The 17,262-nt window shown below is 69.4% G+C and carries 15 protein-coding genes; 6 read left to right on the top strand and 9 right to left on the bottom strand.

Annotation, left to right across the window (positions count from 1 at the left end; translation table 11 throughout):
• Nucleotides 1–1,734: an AMP-dependent synthetase/ligase gene (locus tag ACVBD7_RS10550; protein WP_458097438.1), complete on the bottom strand. Its 1,734-nt coding sequence runs from the start codon at nt 1,732–1,734 to the stop codon at nt 1–3.
• 113 nt (nt 1,735–1,847) lie between these two features.
• On the opposite strand from ACVBD7_RS10550, the gene ACVBD7_RS10545 reads away from it, so the two are divergent.
• Nucleotides 1,848–3,692, top strand: coding sequence for a M3 family oligoendopeptidase (locus ACVBD7_RS10545; protein WP_458097437.1), 1,845 nt, complete (start codon nt 1,848–1,850; stop codon nt 3,690–3,692).
• Nucleotides 3,685–5,052 (top strand): ABC1 kinase family protein, encoded by a 1,368-nt coding sequence (locus ACVBD7_RS10540; RefSeq protein WP_458097436.1) that lies wholly within the window; start codon nt 3,685–3,687, stop codon nt 5,050–5,052. Before ACVBD7_RS10545 ends, ACVBD7_RS10540 begins: the two co-directional genes overlap by 8 nt.
• Nucleotides 5,053–5,065: 13 nt before the next feature.
• Here the strand turns inward: ACVBD7_RS10540 and greB are convergent, their stop codons facing one another.
• The 4 genes from greB to pobA form a co-directional block, all read right to left on the bottom strand.
• Nucleotides 5,066–5,584 (bottom strand): transcription elongation factor GreB, encoded by a 519-nt coding sequence (gene greB, locus ACVBD7_RS10535; protein ID WP_458097435.1) that lies wholly within the window; start codon nt 5,582–5,584, stop codon nt 5,066–5,068.
• Nucleotides 5,585–5,655: 71 nt separating this feature from the next.
• Nucleotides 5,656–6,273, bottom strand: a complete 618-nt coding sequence (gene pcaG / locus ACVBD7_RS10530; protein ID WP_458097434.1) for a protocatechuate 3,4-dioxygenase subunit alpha — start codon at nt 6,271–6,273, stop codon at nt 5,656–5,658.
• On the bottom strand, nt 6,266–6,988 hold the full coding sequence (pcaH, locus tag ACVBD7_RS10525; RefSeq protein ID WP_458097433.1) for a protocatechuate 3,4-dioxygenase subunit beta: 723 nt from the start codon (nt 6,986–6,988) through the stop codon (nt 6,266–6,268). The genes pcaG and pcaH overlap by 8 nt, the downstream gene beginning before the upstream one ends.
• Before the next feature lie 40 nt (nt 6,989–7,028).
• Nucleotides 7,029–8,255, bottom strand: a complete 1,227-nt coding sequence (pobA, locus tag ACVBD7_RS10520) for a 4-hydroxybenzoate 3-monooxygenase (RefSeq protein WP_458097432.1) — start codon at nt 8,253–8,255, stop codon at nt 7,029–7,031.
• Between the two features lie 80 nt (nt 8,256–8,335).
• Here pobA and ACVBD7_RS10515 point away from each other — a divergent pair, with 80 nt between their 5' ends.
• On the top strand, nt 8,336–9,244 hold the full coding sequence (locus ACVBD7_RS10515) for a helix-turn-helix domain-containing protein (RefSeq protein ID WP_458097431.1): 909 nt from the start codon (nt 8,336–8,338) through the stop codon (nt 9,242–9,244).
• 71 nt (nt 9,245–9,315) lie between these two features.
• Here the strand turns inward: ACVBD7_RS10515 and ACVBD7_RS10510 are convergent, their stop codons facing one another.
• From ACVBD7_RS10510 to ACVBD7_RS10495, 4 genes are read right to left on the bottom strand one after another with little or no spacing between them, the layout of a single operon-like run.
• Nucleotides 9,316–10,299 carry an ABC transporter substrate-binding protein gene (locus ACVBD7_RS10510; RefSeq protein WP_458097430.1) on the bottom strand — a complete coding sequence of 328 codons (984 nt, stop codon included), beginning with the start codon at nt 10,297–10,299 and terminating at the stop codon, nt 9,316–9,318.
• A 3-nt stretch (nt 10,300–10,302) separates the two neighbouring features.
• Nucleotides 10,303–12,423, bottom strand: coding sequence for a molybdopterin cofactor-binding domain-containing protein (locus tag ACVBD7_RS10505; protein WP_458097429.1), 2,121 nt, complete (start codon nt 12,421–12,423; stop codon nt 10,303–10,305).
• Nucleotides 12,420–12,896, bottom strand: coding sequence for a (2Fe-2S)-binding protein (locus ACVBD7_RS10500; protein ID WP_458097428.1), 477 nt, complete (start codon nt 12,894–12,896; stop codon nt 12,420–12,422). Before ACVBD7_RS10500 ends, ACVBD7_RS10505 begins: the two co-directional genes overlap by 4 nt.
• Nucleotides 12,897–12,903: 7 nt before the next feature.
• Nucleotides 12,904–13,875: a Bug family tripartite tricarboxylate transporter substrate binding protein gene (locus tag ACVBD7_RS10495; protein WP_458097427.1), complete on the bottom strand. Its 972-nt coding sequence runs from the start codon at nt 13,873–13,875 to the stop codon at nt 12,904–12,906.
• Between the two features lie 263 nt (nt 13,876–14,138).
• Between ACVBD7_RS10495 and ACVBD7_RS10490 the strand changes: the two genes are divergently transcribed.
• From ACVBD7_RS10490 to ACVBD7_RS10480, 3 genes are read left to right on the top strand one after another with little or no spacing between them, the layout of a single operon-like run.
• Nucleotides 14,139–15,287, top strand: a complete 1,149-nt coding sequence (locus tag ACVBD7_RS10490) for a Re/Si-specific NAD(P)(+) transhydrogenase subunit alpha (protein WP_458097677.1) — start codon at nt 14,139–14,141, stop codon at nt 15,285–15,287.
• 13 nt (nt 15,288–15,300) lie between these two features.
• Complete coding sequence (locus tag ACVBD7_RS10485) at nt 15,301–15,705, top strand: NAD(P) transhydrogenase subunit alpha (protein ID WP_458097426.1); 405 nt, start codon at nt 15,301–15,303, stop codon at nt 15,703–15,705.
• 4 nt (nt 15,706–15,709) lie between these two features.
• Nucleotides 15,710–17,119, top strand: a complete 1,410-nt coding sequence (locus ACVBD7_RS10480) for an NAD(P)(+) transhydrogenase (Re/Si-specific) subunit beta (protein WP_458097425.1) — start codon at nt 15,710–15,712, stop codon at nt 17,117–17,119.
• Nucleotides 17,120–17,262 lie beyond the last annotated feature (143 nt).

Here is a 17,262-nt window from a genome sequence, read left to right as displayed (position 1 = left end):
TCAGTAAAGCGCCTCGATCGCCGCCTTGTGGATGTCCAGCACCACGCGCCGCTTGACCTTCATGGTGGGGGTGAGGGTGCCGCTTTCCACCGTGAAGGGCTCCACGACGGACCATTTGCGGATGCGCTCGGGGCTCGAGAGCTTGCCGTTGATCCGCTGGATCGCCTTCTCCGGCGCCGCGCCCTCGGCCGGGACGACCAGGGCGACGATGTTGGGCCGGCCTTCGCCCGCCACCACGGCCTGGGCGATCTCGGGCTCCGCCATCAGCAGGGTCTCGATCCGGGCAGGGCTGACCATGTCGCCGCCAAGGGTCTTGATGAAATCCTTTTTGCGGTCGGTGATGGTGATGCGGCCCGCCTCGTCGATCGCGCCGACATCGCCGGTGTGCAGCCAGGGGGAACTCTCCCCGGCCGGTGTTTCCAACGTGCGGGCCGTGGAATCCGGGTCGCCCCAATAGCCGTCCATTACCAAGGGGCCGCGGATCAGCAGCTCGCCATCCTCGGCGATGCGCGCCTCCACGCCCTCCACCGGACGGCCGACGCTGCGGCGGTGGTTGTCCCAGGGGAGGTTCACCGAAATCACCGGTCCGGCCTCGGTCTGGCCGTAGCCCTGCAGGATGGTGACGCCCAGCGCGAGGAAGAAGCCGGAGAGGTCGGGGTCAAGCCGGGCGCCGCCGGAGACCATGGCGACGAGGTTGGGGCCGAAGCGGGCGCGGATCTTGGCACGCACCAGCCGGTCCAGCACCGCATCCTCCAGGCGCTCGAGAGGATTCAGGCGAGGGCCGTCCATCTTTCGCAGGCCGAGGGCAAGGGCGCGCTCGAAGAGGCGCCGCTTCCAGGGCTTCTCCTTCTCCAGCCCGGCCAGGATGCGGGCGCGGAGAACCTCGAACAGTCGTGGGACGGCAGTGACAAGGGAGGGCCCGACATCTCCGAACTCCGCGGCCAGGCGTTCCGCGCCGCGCGAGAAGACGATCTCGATGCCGCAGGCCGGGAAGAGGAAGCCGCCGACCGTGTGCTCATAGGCATGCGACAGGGGTAGGAAGGAGAGGTAGCAGGCGCCGGCCCATTCCAGGCCGAGCTGCTGGATGAAGGGGCGCACCCCGGCGGTGTTCGCCAGCATGGCGCGATGGGGCAGCATCACGCCCTTGGGCAGGCCGCCGGTGCCGGAGGTGTAGATGAGGCAGGCGAGCCGCCCCTCGGGGATGTGCTGCACCTCGGCCACCAGCATGGCGAGGTCGCCGGGGATCTCGGCAATGCTGGACCAGGGTGTGGTGTTCGGCGCGTCCTCCAGGCAGACCAGAAGGTCGAGGCCGCCTCCGTCATGGGCCGGGCCCGCGGCCTCGCGCAAGCGTGCGGCGAGGGCAGCGGTGCTGGCGATCGCCGCGCGGGCGCCGCTGTCGCGCAGGATATGGGCGTGGTCGGCCACCGTGTTTGTCGTGTAGGTCGGCACGGTGACGGCGCCGATCGCCATGATCGCGGTGTCGGCGATGAGGAATTCCGGCCGGCTGTCGCTGACGAGCGCGACGCGGTCCCCGGGCGAGACGCCCTGGGCGCGGAGCCCGGCGGCGACATTGGCGACGGCCACGGCGAAGTCCCGCCAGGTCGTGCGCTGCCAGCCGCCGTTCCGCCAGTGGCGGACCATGGGCTTGTCGGGGTTGCGGGCGGCGAGGCCCAGCATCATGCCGGGCAGGCTGGTCCAGCGCGTGCTGTCCCCGGGCGTCTCGGTCGCTGCCATTTCTCTCCCTGACGCGCTGTTGTCGTCTTCCACCGGGGCCGCGGCCTTGGCTCGCCCCTTGGGGGGCTTATATCGGGATGAGGATTCCCGATACCACAAGGCGCTTCGTCCGAATGAACCTGCACAAGCCGTCGCCGTTTCGCGACACCGAGGCCCGGATCGGGAGCGCCCCGGCTGGGGAGGCGCTGCCGGAATGGGACCTGCGGGATCTCTATGCGCGCCCCGACGACCCGCGGCTGGTGGGTGACCTGACGTCGGCGGAGCGGGCGGCGCAGGCCTTCGAGGCTGGGCATTCTGGCCGGCTCGCTTCCCTCTCGGGCGAGGCGTTGGATGCGGCGCTGCGCGAGTACGAACGGATCGAGGAGGTGCTGGGGCGCGTGATGTCCTACGCGCAGCTCCTGTTCAGCGGCGACGCGCAGAATGCTGAGAACGGGCGTTTCTACCAGACGATGCAGGAGCGGGTGACGGCAATCGGCAGCCATCTGCTGTTCTTCACCCTCGAGCTGAACCGGTTGGATGATTCGGTACTGGAGGCGCGGATCGCGGCGTCTCCCGCGCTCTCGCGCTGGCGGCCCTGGCTGCGGGATCTGCGAGTGTTCCGCCCGCACCAGCTCTCCGACGAGGTGGAGAAGTTGCTGCACGAGAAGGAGGTGACGGGCCGTTCCGCCTGGAACCGCCTGTTCGACGAGACGGTCGCACATATGCGCGTGCCGGTGATGCGGGATGGGCGGACGGAGGAGATGACGGTTTCGGCCGCGCTGAACCTGCTTTCCGACCCGAACCGCTCGGTGCGGGAGGCGGCTGCGGCGGGCGTTTCGAAGGCGTTCGGCGACAATGTGCGGCTGTTCTCGCTCATCACCAACACGTTGGCGAAGGACAAGGAGATCATCGACGGGTGGCGGAACTATCCGCGCCCCGGCACCTCCCGCAACCGCGCCAATATGGTGGAGGACGAGGTGGTGGACGCCCTCGTCTCTGCCGTGGTGGAGAGCTTCCCGCGGCTGTCGCATCGCTACTACACGATGAAGGCGAAATGGCTCGGCCTCGATCGCATGAAGCATTGGGACCGCAACGCGCCGCTGCCGGGCGATGTGGACCGGACCATCCCGTGGCGCGATGCGCAGGACCAGGTGCTGTCCGCCTATGCGGCATTCAGCCCTGATCTGGCGGAGATGGGCCGCGACTTCTTCGACAAGCCCTGGATCGATGCGGCGTTGCGGCCGGGCAAGGCGAGCGGGGCGTTCGCGCACCCGACCGTGCCCTCCGCCCATCCGTATCTGCTGGTGAACTATCACGGGAAGACGCGGGACGTGATGACGCTGGCCCATGAGCTGGGCCATGGCGTGCACCAGCGGCTGGCGGCGAAGCAGGGCTACCTGATGTCCGGCACGCCGCTGACGCTGGCCGAGACCGCGAGCGTGTTCGGCGAGATGCTGACCTTCCGCGCAATGCTGGATGCCGAGACGGATCCGGCGCGGCGACGGCTGATGCTGGCCTCCAAGGTGGAGGACATGCTGAACACGGTTGTGCGGCAGATCGCCTTCTACCGCTTCGAGACGTTGCTACATGACGAGCGCCGTAAGGGCGAGCTGTCTTCCGAGCGGATCGCGGAGATCTGGATGCAGGTGCAGGTCGAGAGCCTCGGCCCGGCCTTCGACTTCACGCCGGATTACGGCGTGTACTGGTCCTACATCCCGCACTTCATCCACACGCCCTTCTATGTCTACGCCTATGCCTTTGGGGACTGCCTCGTGAACGCGCTGTACGGCGTGTACCAGGACGGGCAGGTGCCGGACTTCTCGGAGAAGTATCTGGATCTGCTGCGTGCCGGCGGCACGCTACGACATCAGGAGCTGCTCGCGCCGTTCGGGCTGAACGCTGCCGACCCGAAGTTCTGGCGCCGGGGTCTCGACGTCATCGCGGGCTTCATTGACGAGTTGGAGCGTGCGGATGGCTGAGGATCGCGAGAACACGTTGTTCGGCGAGATCCGCCGGATGGCGCGCACCTCCGGCGCGGTGGGCGGCATCGCCGCGCGCGTGGCGGGGGAGCGCTTCCTCGGTATCAAGACCGACAAGGCGGCGCATGCGGAGGACCTGAAGTCCATTCTTGGCGGGCTGAAGGGCCCGTTGATGAAGGTGGCGCAGTTCCTCTCCACCGTGCCGAACGCGCTGCCGGAGGAGTACGCGCAGCAGCTGGCCTCTCTCCAGGCGAATGCGCCGCCGATGGGTTGGGCCTTCGTGCGGCGCCGCATGGGCACGGAGCTTGGCCCGGCCTGGGAGTCCCGCTTTGCCGAATTCGGGCGCGACGCCTCCGCCGCCGCCTCGCTCGGCCAGGTGCATCGGGCGCTGCTGAAGGACGGCACGCGGGTCGCCTGCAAGCTGCAGTATCCGGACATGCCGAGCGTGGTGGAGGCCGATCTTCGCCAGCTTCGGATGGCGATGGGGCTGTACGCGCGGATGGACAACACCATCCAGCATGACGACGTCTATGACGAGTTGCGCGAGCGGCTGCGCGAGGAGCTCGACTACGAGCGCGAGGCCGCGCAGATGGCGATGTACGGCATCATGCTGCGCGACACGCCCGAGGTGCACATCCCCACCCCGGTCCGGGAGCTGACCACCAAGCGGCTGCTGACGATGACCTGGCTTGATGGGCGCTCCATCCTCACCCGGCTCGAGGAGGAACCCTCCCTTGAGGAGCGGAACGCCTATGCCAAGTCGCTGTTCCTGGCTTGGTACCTGCCGCTCTATCGCTACGGCGTGATCCATGGCGACCCGCATCTCGGCAATTTCCAGGTGCGGCCGCAGGAGGGAGGGATCAACCTTCTCGATTTCGGCGCCATTCGCGTCTTCCCCCCGCGATTCATCACGGGGACGTTGACGCTCTATGAGGCGGTGCGCGACGAGGACCGCGACAAGGCGGCGCATGCCTTCGAGCTGTGGGGTTTCAAGGACCTCAAGCGCGAGACGATGGAGGTGCTGCTGCGTTGGGCGCGCTTCCTCTATGAGCCGCTGCTGGAGGATCGCGTCCGGCCCGTTCAGGAAACGAACGATCCCCAGTACGGGCGCAAGGTGGCCGAGGAGGTCCATGCCGGGCTGAAGCGCGTTGGCGGCGTGCGCCCGCCGCGGGAGTTCGTGCTGATGGACCGCGCGGCGGTGGGCCTCGGCAGCGCCTTCCTGCGGCTGCGGGCCGAGATGAACTGGCACAACCTGTTCCACGAGCTCATCGAGGACTACCGCGAAGAGGATCTGGCCGCGCGCCAGGCCGCCGCGATCGCGGAAGCCGGCGTGCCGCCGACGGAGACGCCGGCGGTCTGACAGGGCGGTATGATCAGGCCGGGTCGGGGTAGCGGATCGCGGTGATCTCGATGGCACTCGGGCCATTGGGTGTGCGGACCGTGACCTCGTCGCCCACCTGCGCCCGTAGCATCGACAGCGCGATGGGCGAGCCGATGCTGATCTTGCCCGCGCTCATATCCGCCTCGTCCACGCCGACGATAGTGACGGTGCGCTCCTCGTCGCGGTCGTTGAGGTAGGTGACAGTGGCGCCGAAGAAGATGCGGTCCCGCTGTGCCTGGGCGGCGGGGTCCACCACCTCGGCCGCGTCCAGCCTTCGGCCGAGATAGCGCAGGCGGCGGTCGATCTCGCGCAGCCGGCGCTTGCCCTCCTTGTAGTCGGCGTTCTCGCTGCGGTCGCCGTTGCCGGCGGCCCAGGAGACGATCTCAACCACGCGGTGCCGCTCGGCCTTGCGGTCCTCGTACTCGGCCCGCATGGCGGCCTCCCCGGCGGGAGTCATGTAGTATTTGCCGCCGGGCAGGCGCGGCAGGGGCGCGTCGTCGTCCTCGTCCATTGGCCTGTTCCCTCGCTCCCGCCGTGCGGGCGGGAGTTAGGGGTTTCGGGCCGTGCAGGCGAGGGGGTGCGTCAGACCGCCATCCAGACCGTCTCGCCTTCGCCCTGAAGACGCAGATCGAGGGTCCATCCGCCATTCCCGTCCGGCTTCGCGATCATGGTGCCGCGCCGGGTCTCCGGCACGGCATTCAACACGGGATCGGTCGCGTTCAGCGCCTCGCCGTCGAAGTAGAGGCGGGTGCAGAGGTGCTGCAGCAAGCCGCGGGCGAAGACGGCGAGTGCCACATGCGGGGCCTGCATGGCGTTCGCCCCGGCATGGACGGGCACGGGGCCGGGCTTGAGGGTGACGAAGCGGAAGCGCCCTTGCTTATCCGTCGCGCAGCGGCCGTAGCCCTGGAAGGCGGTGGGGTCGCCGTTCACGTCGGGATAGCGGCCCGCGGGATCGGCGTGCCAGATCTCGACGAGCGCATCCGTCACCAGCGCGCCGGTGCCGTCGCGCAGCGTGCCCGTCAGCGTGATGCGCTCGGCGCCCTCGGGCAGGTTGTCGGCGAAATGGCGGGTGGTGTCGGCCCATTCCGGGAAGTCCACCAGGTGCCAGTAGGGGCCGGCGGTCTGGTGGGCGGTGGCGACGGAGGGCGGGAGTTCGGGGGTCGTCGCGCCGGAGGCACGCGGGAGCGCTGCTTCAGTCATGGTGGCCGTCCTCCATGGGCGTTGCCTCGCGCCCGCGCAGCACGATGTCGAAGCGGTAGCCTAGGGCGTGTTCGGGGACCGTGAGGTCGAGGTCGAAGCGGGCGACGAGGCGCTCGCGAGCAGCCTCGTCGGCGACGGTATGGAAAATGGGATCGAGCGGCAGCAGCGGGTCGCCCGGGAAGTACATCTGGGTGATCATGCGCTGCGCGAAGCCCTGGCCGAACAGGCTGTAATGGATGTGGTTCGGGCGCCAGGCGTTGCTGTGGTTGCGCCAGGGATAGGCGCCGGGGCGGATGGTGACATAGCGGTACCAGCCGTTCTCATCGGTGAAGACGCGGCCCATGCCGCGGAAGTTGGGATCGAGGGGCGCGTCATGCGTGTCGCCCTCGTGGTTGTAGCGGCCGGCGGCATTGGCCTGCCACACCTCCACCATCGCGTGGCGGACGGGGCGGCCCTCCTCGTCGGTGAGGCGGCCTCCGACGATGATGCGCTCGCCCATGGCTTGGCCCGCGCCGTTCTCCAGCACCGTGAGGTCTACGGTCTCAGGGTAGCGCGCGGGGGTGAAGAGCGGGCTGCTCGTCTCCGTCAGCGTGTGCGGCAGCTTGAGCAGAGGTTGGGTGGGGTAGCGCGCCCGGGTGCTGCCGTAGCTCGGCGAGTTCAATGGCGGCTGGGTGGCCGGGTTGGGGCGGCGATAGCCGCGGACGACCTCGCTCATCGGGGTTCCTCCTTCAAGTTCACGCGTGGCGTGCTGCGCATCAGGGCACCAGGGCGGGCGCCGCGTGCCGACCGGCAAGAGCGGCATAGGACATCGGCAGGCCGACATAGTTCTCCGCGAGCGCGGATTGGGCATGGGCGGAGGCGCGAATGAGGTTCAGTTCTGCCACCTGCATGCGGCGGCCGAAATCATCCATGTCCGGGAAGCGATGGGTGAGGCCCGTGAACCACCAGGAGAAGCGCTCGGCCATCCACACGCGGGCCAGCGCCCGGGCGGAATAGTTGTCCAGCCCGGCTTCGGATCGGTCGAGGTAGCGCTCCATCAGTGCTTCGGCGAGAAAGCTGACATCCGAGGCGGCAAGGTTCAGCCCCTTCGCGCCTGTGGGCGGCACGATATGCGCGGCGTCGCCGGCCAGGAACAGTCGGCCGTGCCGCATCGGCTCGGCCACGAAGGAGCGGAGCGGGGCGATGCTCTTCTCGATCGCCGGGCCGCGTGTCATCCGTGCCGCTGCCTCCGGGCCAAGGCGCAGCGCCAGCTCGTCCCAGAGTCGCTCGTCCGGCCAATCCTCCAGCCGCTCGGTCACCGGCACCTGCACGTAGTAGCGGCTGCGCCTGTGGGAGCGCATGGAGGCGAGGGCGAAGCCGCTGGCATGGTTGGAGTAGATCAGTTCCTCGTCACAGGGCGGCACATCGGCGAGGATGCCGAGCCAGCCGAAGGGATAGACCCGCTCGAAAACCCGCAGCACGTCGGCCGGGATGCTGGCGCGGCCGACGCCGTGATAGCCATCGCATGCCGCGATGTAGTCGCAGGCGATGCGGTGTTCCGTGCCGGCTTGGTGATAGGTGACGGAGGGATGGGCGGTGGTGATGTCGTGCAGCGCGACGTCCTCGGCTTCGAAGACGAGGGCGGCGCCGCGGGACTGGTGGGTGCGGACCAGGTCCTGAGTCACCTCGGTTTGGCCATAGACGGTGACGAAGCGGCCGCCGGTGAGTGCGTGCAGGTCGATGCGGAAGAGCTCGCCATCGAGGGCCAGCTGGATGCCGTGGTGGGGCAGCCCCTCGCGCCGCAGCCGGTCCGCCACGCCCGCGCGCTCCAGCAGGTTCACAGTGCCCTGTTCCAGCACGCCGGCGCGGATGCGGGATTCGACATGGGCCTGGGACTTCCGCTCCAGCACGATGCAGTCGATGTCTGCACGGTGGAGCAATTGCGAGAGCAGCAGCCCGGCCGGTCCGGCACCGATCACTGCCACCTGGGTTCGCTGTTCCATGGCCTCCCTCCCCACGGGATGTCTTGTATCCTTTATCGGACCGTCCGACCCTCACCGCCATGCACGATCAGGGCAACGGCTTGGACTTCTCGCGCAATCGCGCCCCCGGTCATTCGCGTGCCCGCGGGGGTGGCATTCCCCTGTTCGACCTCTACGGAGAGCCTGCTCCACGGGACCGACTGGATCCCGTGCATGTCGAGCCTCTGGTCACCCGCAGCGCCCGTCATGATTGGACGATCCGTCCGCACCGGCACCGGGATCTGCACCAGGTCTTCTGGATACGGGAGGGCAGCGGACGGTTCCAGGGAGACGGGCCGGAGCGGGAGTTTGGGGCGCCCGTGCTGCATCTTGTGCCGGCGGGGCAGGTGCACGGCTTCCGGTATAGCCCGGCGAGCGCGGGCCACGTCCTCACCCTTACCGCCGGCTTCCTCGGCGCTTGCGAGGGGATGCTGGGGGAGGCCCATGCGCCGGCCGCGATCCGCAGCCTGACCCTGCCGCGGGAGGATCCGTTGGTGACGCGCGTGAACGCGGTGTTCGAGGGCATGGAGGCAGCGTTCCGGGAGCTAGGGCCGGAGCGGAACGCGGCGCTGGCAGGCCATGCGCTGCTGCTGCTCGGCCTGCTGCGGCGGGGAATGGAGGACGCCGAGGGGCCGAGGGCGGAGCGGCTGCAGGCGGCCCTCGTCCGACGCTTCCGCGAGGGGGTTGAGCGGCACCTGCGCGAGCATGAAGGGCTGGAGGCCCATTGCCAGCGCCTGGGCGTAACGCAGACGACCCTAACCCGGGCCTGCCGCACGATTACCGGGCGCTCTCCGCTCGGGCTGATCCATGATCGGCTGATGGCGGAGGCGCGGCGGATGCTGATCCACGGGTCGCGCAGCGTTTCGGACGTGGCCTATGAGCTTGGCTTCGAGCCGGCCTATTTCTCGCGCTTCTTCACGCGGCACGAGGGCGTTCCTCCCGCTGCCTACAAACGCCGGAACACGGGATGACGGGCACGCCCTGCCGCTTGGCGCTATGGCGTGCCTGAGCCGATCAACGCCTGGGCTCGGCGGGATGCATCCTACAAAGCGAGGGTGGTCGGGTGGAACAGCGCCTCGGGCGGGATCGCGGAACCTGCCAGCCCGTCCGCGACAGCATAGTCGATCATGGTCGTAATCTCCCGGCAGTTGCGCGCGAAGCCGTAGGGCCAGGGATCGCCGCCCATGCGCGCCGTCTGCGCCGCTGCCTCGGCCGTGATCCAGGGGAGGGAGACCTTCAGCACGTTGCTCGGTGCGAGATCGGCCAGCGCCATCGCCTTGGCCTCGGCGAAGGCATGGAACAGCGCTTCGGGGAGCCAGGGATGCGCCTCGGCGATGTCCCTGCGGATGGCCACGCAGTGCATGATCGGGAAGAAGCCGGTCGCGTCGAAATAGGCCTCCTCCTCGGCGCGGGAATTTGGCCAGAGGCGCTCGACCGGTGCGCTTTGGTTCAGGAAGCATGAGGGCGCGCGGGGGCTGATGATGGCGTCCAGCGTCCCTTCGGCGAGAAGCGCGTTCAGCGTCTCGCCGGGGCCGATCGGGCCGACATCGAGGCCCGGCGGCAGGGAGAGCGGAACCCGTTCCCCCGGCCCAGGCATCTCCAGTCCACCATTGCGCCAGGCAATGCCGGCGGTGTCCACGCCGTAGCGGTCCCGCAGCATCCCGCGCACCCAGAGAGCCGCGGTCTGCTGGTATTCCGGCACACCGATGCGTCGGCCGGCGAGATCGGTGGGGCTGTGGATGCCGCGATCAGTGCGGATGTAGACAGAGTCGTGACGAAAGGCGCGGGAGGGGAAGACGGGTATGCCGATATACGGCGCATCGCCCCGCGCCGAGGTGACGATATGCGAGGACATCGACAGTTCCGTCACTGCGAAGGCGCGGTCGCGCAGCGCGCGGCGAAACAGGTCCCGCGGCTCGCCGGGTTCGCGCTCGAACCGCATGCCGGGGATGCGGACGCGGCCGTCCAGGATAGGGCGGGAGCGGTCGGTCTCGTAACAGCCCAGCGTGAGGGTCAGCTCCTCCACGCCTCAGCCCTCCATCGTGGCGGCAAGGTTTTCGGCCGTGAAGGGCATGGCGCGCGGCCGGATGCCGAGGGCGTCGTGGATGGCGTTCGCAAGGGCGGCGACAGTGGGGCCGAAGGAGGGTTCGCCGGCGCCGAGCGGCGGCTCCTCCGGCCGGCGGATCAATTGCACCTGCACCTCCGGCACCTCGGAGAAGCGCAGGATCGGGTAGCTGTCCCAACCGTCGCTTGTCACGCGGCGGCGGTCGAAGCGCACACGTTCCTTCAGGGCCTGGCTGGTGGCGTGGATGGCGCCGCCCTCCAGCTGGTTCGCGCAGCCATCGGGGTTCACCACCTCGCCGAGATCGGCCGCGATCCAGATGCGGCGGGCGCGTACCTCCTCCTCCGCCTCAACCTCCGCAAAGACCGCGCACCAGCCGCCAAGGTTCTTGTAGCGCGCGACGCCCATGCCGAGGCCGAAGCCCTCGCGCCTTGTCCTTCCGGCCCAGCCCGCCATCTCGGCCGCGGTGCGCAGTGCTGTTGCGGCGCGCGGGTCGTCCATGTGGCGCAGGCGGAAATCGAGCGGATCGTTGCCGGCCATTTCCGCCAGCTCGTCCATGGCGGATTCGATGGCCCAGACATTCACCGGCGCGCCGAGGCCGCGCATGGCGGAGACGCGAAGCGGCATCTCCGTCACTGTGCGCATCCGCACGCGGAGCGCGGGGATACGATACAGCGGCACGGCGTTGCGCTGCGCACCGCCGCCGCGCTCCACGGGCATGTTGATGGCGGGGAGGATCTCGAAAGGCTCGGCCAGATGAGCGGCGGCGAGAAGCGTGGGTTGCGTGCCGCGGCCGGGGCGGGAGGAGTGGCCGTTGCTTGTCACATCCAGCCGGAAATCGGCGATGTTGCCATCCCCATCCAGCGCGGCCTCCACATCTACCAGCATGGCGGAGGAGAAGGGCGACCAGCCCAGCTCGTCGGCGCGGGTCCACAGCACACGCACGGGGCGTCCAGGTACGGCGCGCGCGGCAAGGGCGGCGTCGAGCGCCACGTCGTCGGCGCCGTTATGGCCGTAGCAGCCCGCGCCCTCGACATGGCGGATCACGACCGCCTCCTCCGGCAGGCGGAGCGCGACGGCCATGTCCTTGCGCAGATTGTAGGGGCCCTGGGTGTGCGACCAGATCTCGACGGTCTCTTCCTCCCATCGGGCGACGGCGCAGGACGGCCCGATGGAGGCATGGGCGACGGGTGGGCGGAAGAAGCTGGCGCGGAGCGCGGGGCCGTCCGGCATCCCGGCCGCCTCGCCGCGCTCAACGACCACTGTCTCCTTTTGCGTAGCGCCTCGCAGCCATTCGGGTAGTGCGTTCTCGTCGGGGAGCGTGTCGCACTCCGCCCAGCGGGCGCGGGCGATCAGGCGTGTCGCGGCGCGGTCTGAACCGTGCTCCGTCTCGGCCAGCACGGCCAGGAAGTCGCCGTCGCGCACGATCCAGGCGCCGCCCGGCAGTGGGGCGTCCGGCACGTCGAGCAGCCGTGCCCCGCGCGAGGGCGGGCGGATCACGCGGGCGTGCAGCAATCCTTCCGGCCGCATATCGTGGACGAAGCGGGGGCGGCCGAACACCTTGTCGGGCAGGTCCAGGCGGGGAAGGGAGGTGCCGGCCAGCACCCGAGCGACGGGAGGCTTGGCGCGGCGGCCCGGTGTCGCGTCGCAGTCCAGCAACTCGCGGTCGGCCAGGGCCCAGTAGGAGCCGACGGGACCATCTGGTCCAAGGAAGGTGCCGTCCTCCACGCGCAGGGTGTCCACGGGCACGCCACTTGACTGGGCTGCCACCTGCAGGAAGATCGCGCGCGCCTCGGCGCAGGCATGCCGCAGCGCGGCGCCGCTGTTCTGGACGGAGAGCGAGCCGGAGGTGACGCCCTCATCCGGGCTGTCAGGCGTCGTGACCGTTCGCAGCGCGATGCGCGGCAGCGCCACATCCAGCTCATCCGCCGCGATCTGGGTAAGGGCAGTGAGGATGCCCTGGCCGATCTCCACCTTTCCGGGCGTGATGGTCACGCGCCCATCCGCGCCGAAGCGCAGCCAGCGCGAAAGGCGCGGGTTGTCCCGAAGGCTGTTCGGAAGCTTCGGTGCCTCCACCACGCCGCTCATGCCGGCACCGCCGCGCCGCGCATCGCGGCAGCCGCGCGGCGCACGGCGCGCAGGACGCGGTTGTGGCTCCCGCAGCGGCAGAGATGAGGATCGAGCGCGCGCCGGATCGTCGCGTCGTCCGGATCGGGGTCGGTGGACAGCAGCGCGGCCGCCGCGACGATGATGCCGGAGAGGCAGTAGCCGCATTGCCCGGCCTGCTCCTGGAGGAAGGCGGTTTGCAGGGGGTGCGGTGACTCCGCTGTGCCAAGCCCCTCGACGGTCGTCACGCTGCGCCCTGAGGCCGCGCCGAGCGGCAGGGTGCAGGAAATGGCGGGCTTTCCGTCCAGCAGCACCACGCAGGCGCCGCAGGCCTCGGCGGCGCAGCCGAAGCGCGGGCCGGACAGGCCGGCCGCGCCACGCAGCGCTGCGAGAAGCGGCATGTCTTCCGCCAGGTCGAGCTGGGCCGGGGAACCGTTGAGCGTGAAGGAGATCATTGGCATCCTATTCCGGCTGGATCCCGGCAAGCCGGATCCATTCGCGGCGCTTCACGATGTCGGCGCGCAGCAGCGCTTCGTATTCGGCGACGCTCATCGGCGCGATTTCGGCGCCCAGGCGATTGAAGGTCTCGATCGTCGCGGGCATGGCGAGGATGCGGTTGATGGCGGCGTTCAACGCCTCCACCACCGGCCGCGGCGTGGCCGCCGGTGCCATGACGCCGTTGAAGCCCACCTGCTCATAGCCGGGCACGGTCTCGGCAATGGTGGGAATATCGGGCAGCAGGCGGGAGCGCTCCGGGCCCGTCGTCGCCAGCGCGCGCACGCGGCCGGACTGGATGAGCGGCAGCATGGTGGCGATGCCGTCGAACATCATCGGCACGGTGCCGCCGGCCACTGCGTTGCGCGCGTCGCCGCTCAGCCGGAAGGGGATGTGCTGCACCTCGATGCCGGCCGCGTGGCGGAACACCTCGAAGGCGATGTGATAAGGCGTGCCCGGTCCGGAGGAGGCGTAGTCCAGGCGGCCTGGCTGCTCCCTGGCCAGCGCGATCAGCTCGGCAACGTTCCGCACCGGCAGGTCCGCCTTGACCACCAGCACCTGCAGCGTGCGGTTCAGGCAGGCGACGGGCGCCAGGTCACGCATCAGCACATATGGGCGGTTCGGCAGCAGCGTCTCGTTCGCCGTATGCGTCACTGTCAGCATCATCAGCGTGTGGCCGTCGGGCGGCGACTTCACCACGGCGTCGGTGCCGATCACGCCGCCGCCTCCCGGGCGGTTCTCGACGATAAAGGGCTGTCCAAAGGCCTCGGCCAGCGGTTCGGCCAGGATGCGGGTGAAGGTGTCGGCGCCGCCGCTGGCCGCGAAAGGGATGATGAAGCGCACGGGCCTGTTGGGCCAGTTCGCCTGGGCCAAAGCGGGCCGGAGCCCGGCAAGTGTCAACCCGGCGAGCCCCGCCAGCCCATCGCGACGACGGATCATCCCTTGTCTCCCCCGCCTGTACGACGGCGTGTCCTGGACGGACTTGTTCTTCGTCTTGTTCACCGGACTATATCGACATCACCCCGCCGCACCAGTGCGGTGAGGGGTACATGGGCGATGGACCTGGCCTGCCGGCCGGGCCAGTCTCCGAATCGTTGCGGGGAAGCGATCCGCCGGCGCGGGCCGTCGGCGGGTGCCGAGGCTTGCGCGGTCCGCAACGGACCGCGATCCTCCCCCGGATAGGATCGGACGGGGCAGGAATGATGCGGCTGGCCGTGTTGAAGGAACGCCGGGCGGATGAGGCCCGGGTGGCGGCGACGCCGGAGACCGTAACGAAGCTCATCGCGCTGGGCTGCACGGTGGCGGTGGAGAGCGGGGCAGGGCTTTCGGCCGGCTTCCCCGATGCCGCCTATGCCGCGGCCGGGGCAGAGGTAGCGCCGGATGCCGCCACCGCGCTGGCGGGCTCCGGCATCGTGCTGAAGGTGCGCGCGCCGCTCGCGGCCGGGGAGGGCGGGGTGGACGAGTTGTCCCTCATCCCCCGCGGCGCGCTGCTGATCGCGACCATGGGCGCGGACAAGGATTCGGTCGCGCGTCTGGCCGCGGCCGGGGTGGATGCCGCCGCGATGGAGATGCTGCCGCGCATCACCCGCGCGCAGAGCATGGACGTGCTGTCCTCCCAGGCCAATCTCGCGGGCTATCGCGCGGTGGTGGAGGCGGCGGTCGCCTTCGATCGGGGCTTCCCCATGCTGATGACGGCGGCGGGCACCATCCCGGCCGCGAATGTGCTAGTGATGGGCGCGGGTGTTGCCGGGCTGCAGGCGATCGCGACGGCGCGGCGGCTCGGCGGACGCGTTTCCGCGACCGATGTGCGGCCGGCGGCGAAGGAGGAGATCAAGTCCCTCGGCGCCAGCTTCGTCGGCTATGAGGACGAGGAGAGCCGCGCGGCGCAGACCGCGGGCGGCTATGCCAAGCCGATGAGCGCGGAGTTCCTGGCCAAGCAGGGCGAGGTGGTGGCCGCCGCGATCGGCAAGATGGACATCGTGGTCTGCACCGCGCTGGTGCAGGGCCGCCGCGCGCCGATCTTGGTGACGGAGGCGATGGTGGCCTCGATGAAGCCGGGCTCCGTGATCGTGGACATCGCCAGCGATGCCGGCGGCAACTGCGCGCTGACCGTGCCGGGCGAGATGATCGTCACGCCCAACGGGGTGAAGGTGCTGGGCTACGGCAACTGGCCCGCCCGCATCCCGGCGGCGGCGAGCGGGCTGTACGCGCGCAACCTGCTGACCTTCCTGACCACCTTCTGGGACAAGGACGCGGCGAAGCCGGTGCTGCCGGCCGAGGACGACCTCGTGCGCGGCGTGATGCTGACGCGCGGCGGCCAGGTGGTGCATCCGAATTTCGTGGCCGGCTGAGGGGATCCGAGAGATGAGAGCTGAGGAACTCGCGATCCGCGCGCAGGCCATGGCCGAGCGGGCGATGGCGCTGGCGATGGAGGCCCGCGCGGCGGCCGGCGAAGCCATGCCCGCCATCGAGCATGGCGCGGCGGCGGCGGAACCCTTCCTGCTGATGCTGACCATTTTCATGCTGGCCTGCTTCGTCGGCTACCATGTGGTTTGGAGCGTGACGCCGGCGCTGCATTCGCCCCTCATGGGCGTGACCAACGCCATTTCCTCCGTGATCGTGGTGGGCGCGATGCTCGCCACGGGGCTGGGGGAATCCCTTCTCGCGCAGGCCTTCGGCTTCATCGCCGTGACGCTCGCCGCGGTGAACATCTTCGGCGGCTTCCTCGTCACCCGGCGGATGCTCGCCATGTTCCAGCGCAAGGGCTGAGACGATGGGGCACACGATCTCGACCCTCGCCTATCTCGTCGCCTCCGTCCTGTTCATCCTGGCGTTGAAGGGGCTTTCCCACCCGAGCACCAGCCGCCGCGGCAACATGATGGGCATGGTGGGAATGGGCATCGCCATCGTCGCCACCCTCGCGCAGCCGGGGATGCGGGTGGGCGGCATCGGGCTGATCATCGCGGGGCTCGCCCTGGGCGGCGGGATCGGCGCGGTGGTCGCCAACCGCATCCAGATGACCTCGCTGCCGCAGCTCGTCGCCGCCTTCCATTCGCTGGTGGGGCTGGCGGCCGTGTTCGTGGCCGCGGCGGCCCTCTACGCGCCGCAGAGCTTCGGCATCGGCGTGCCCGGGGCCATCCACGGGCAGTCGCTGCTGGAGATGTCGCTGGGCCTGGCCATCGGCGCTATCACCTTCTCGGGCTCCGTCATCGCCTTCGCCAAGCTGGATGGGCGCATGTCCGGCGCGCCCATCCTGTTCAACGGGCAGCACATGCTGAATGCCGGGCTCGGCATCCTGCTGCTCGTGCTGATCGCCACCTTCGTCTGGACGGGCGGCAACACCGGGCTGTTCTGGCTGATCGCGCTGCTCGCCTTCGCGCTCGGTTTCCTGCTGATCATCCCGATCGGCGGGGCGGACATGCCTGTCGTCGTCTCGATGCTGAACAGCTATTCCGGCTGGGCGGCGGCAGGCATCGGCTTCACCATCGGCAACCTGCTGCTGATCGTCACCGGCGCGCTGGTCGGCGCATCGGGCGCCATCCTGTCCTACATCATGTGCAAGGGGATGAACCGCTCCATCCTCAACGTGCTGCTCGGCGGCTTCGGCGCGGAAGCCGGCGGCACCGCGACGGCGGGCTCCGGCGGCCCGGCGCGGCCCGTGAAGTCCGGCTCGCCGGAGGACGCGGCCTACATCATGAAGAATGCCGGCAAGATCATCATCGTGCCCGGCTACGGCATGGCGGTGGCGCAGGCGCAGCAGGTGGTGCGCGAAATGGCGGACCTGCTGAAGAAGGAAGGCGCGACGGTGGAATACGCCATTCATCCTGTCGCCGGCCGCATGCCCGGGCATATGAACGTGCTGCTGGCCGAGGCCAACGTGCCCTATGACGACGTGCACGAGCTGGAGGAGATCAACCCCGAATTCGCAGAGGCCGACGTGGCCTATGTGATCGGGGCGAACGACGTGACCAATCCGGCGGCCAAGACCGACAAGACCAGCGCCATCTACGGCATGCCCATCCTAGAAGTGGAGCGGGCCAAGACGGTGTTCTTCGTCAAGCGTGGCATGGCCAGCGGCTATGCGGGCGTCGAGAACGAGCTGTTCTTCCGGGACAACACAATGATGCTGTTCGGCGACGCTAAGAAGGTCACGCAGCAGATCGTCCAGGCGCTGCAGAAGTAGGGCGCGGGGAGGAGCCGGTGAGAGCCAGTGCGCGCTCTCACTCGGCTTCCTCTGCAAGTCGGTGCTGCCCTCGTGTCGGTGCTGCTGTGGTCCGGTGACAGGGCGCTGCTTTAGGGCATCTCAAGCGGCGCGGTGAGCGAGGC

This window comes from Roseomonas sp. WA12 (assembly GCF_054165765.1).
Note: the sequence above shows the minus strand (reverse complement) of the source record. Positions and strands in the feature narration are given on the sequence as shown.

What these genes read in the sequence shown, in the direction of transcription:
- greB (WP_458097435.1), bottom strand. Translation starts at nt 5,584, where the DNA reads ATGGACGAGGACGACGACGCGCCCCTGCCGCGCCTGCCCGGCGGCAAA.
- ACVBD7_RS10495 (WP_458097427.1), bottom strand. Translation starts at nt 13,875, where the DNA reads ATGATCCGTCGTCGCGATGGGCTGGCGGGGCTCGCCGGGTTGACACTT.
- ACVBD7_RS10550 (WP_458097438.1), bottom strand. Translation starts at nt 1,734, where the DNA reads ATGGCAGCGACCGAGACGCCCGGGGACAGCACGCGCTGGACCAGCCTG.
- ACVBD7_RS10500 (WP_458097428.1), bottom strand. Translation starts at nt 12,896, where the DNA reads ATGATCTCCTTCACGCTCAACGGTTCCCCGGCCCAGCTCGACCTGGCG.
- ACVBD7_RS10545 (WP_458097437.1), top strand. Translation starts at nt 1,848, where the DNA reads ATGAACCTGCACAAGCCGTCGCCGTTTCGCGACACCGAGGCCCGGATC.
- ACVBD7_RS10490 (WP_458097677.1), top strand. Translation starts at nt 14,139, where the DNA reads ATGCGGCTGGCCGTGTTGAAGGAACGCCGGGCGGATGAGGCCCGGGTG.
- pcaH (WP_458097433.1), bottom strand. Translation starts at nt 6,988, where the DNA reads ATGAGCGAGGTCGTCCGCGGCTATCGCCGCCCCAACCCGGCCACCCAG.
- ACVBD7_RS10480 (WP_458097425.1), top strand. Translation starts at nt 15,710, where the DNA reads ATGGGGCACACGATCTCGACCCTCGCCTATCTCGTCGCCTCCGTCCTG.
- ACVBD7_RS10505 (WP_458097429.1), bottom strand. Translation starts at nt 12,423, where the DNA reads ATGAGCGGCGTGGTGGAGGCACCGAAGCTTCCGAACAGCCTTCGGGAC.
- pobA (WP_458097432.1), bottom strand. Translation starts at nt 8,255, where the DNA reads ATGGAACAGCGAACCCAGGTGGCAGTGATCGGTGCCGGACCGGCCGGG.
- pcaG (WP_458097434.1), bottom strand. Translation starts at nt 6,273, where the DNA reads ATGACTGAAGCAGCGCTCCCGCGTGCCTCCGGCGCGACGACCCCCGAA.
- ACVBD7_RS10540 (WP_458097436.1), top strand. Translation starts at nt 3,685, where the DNA reads ATGGCTGAGGATCGCGAGAACACGTTGTTCGGCGAGATCCGCCGGATG.
- ACVBD7_RS10485 (WP_458097426.1), top strand. Translation starts at nt 15,301, where the DNA reads ATGAGAGCTGAGGAACTCGCGATCCGCGCGCAGGCCATGGCCGAGCGG.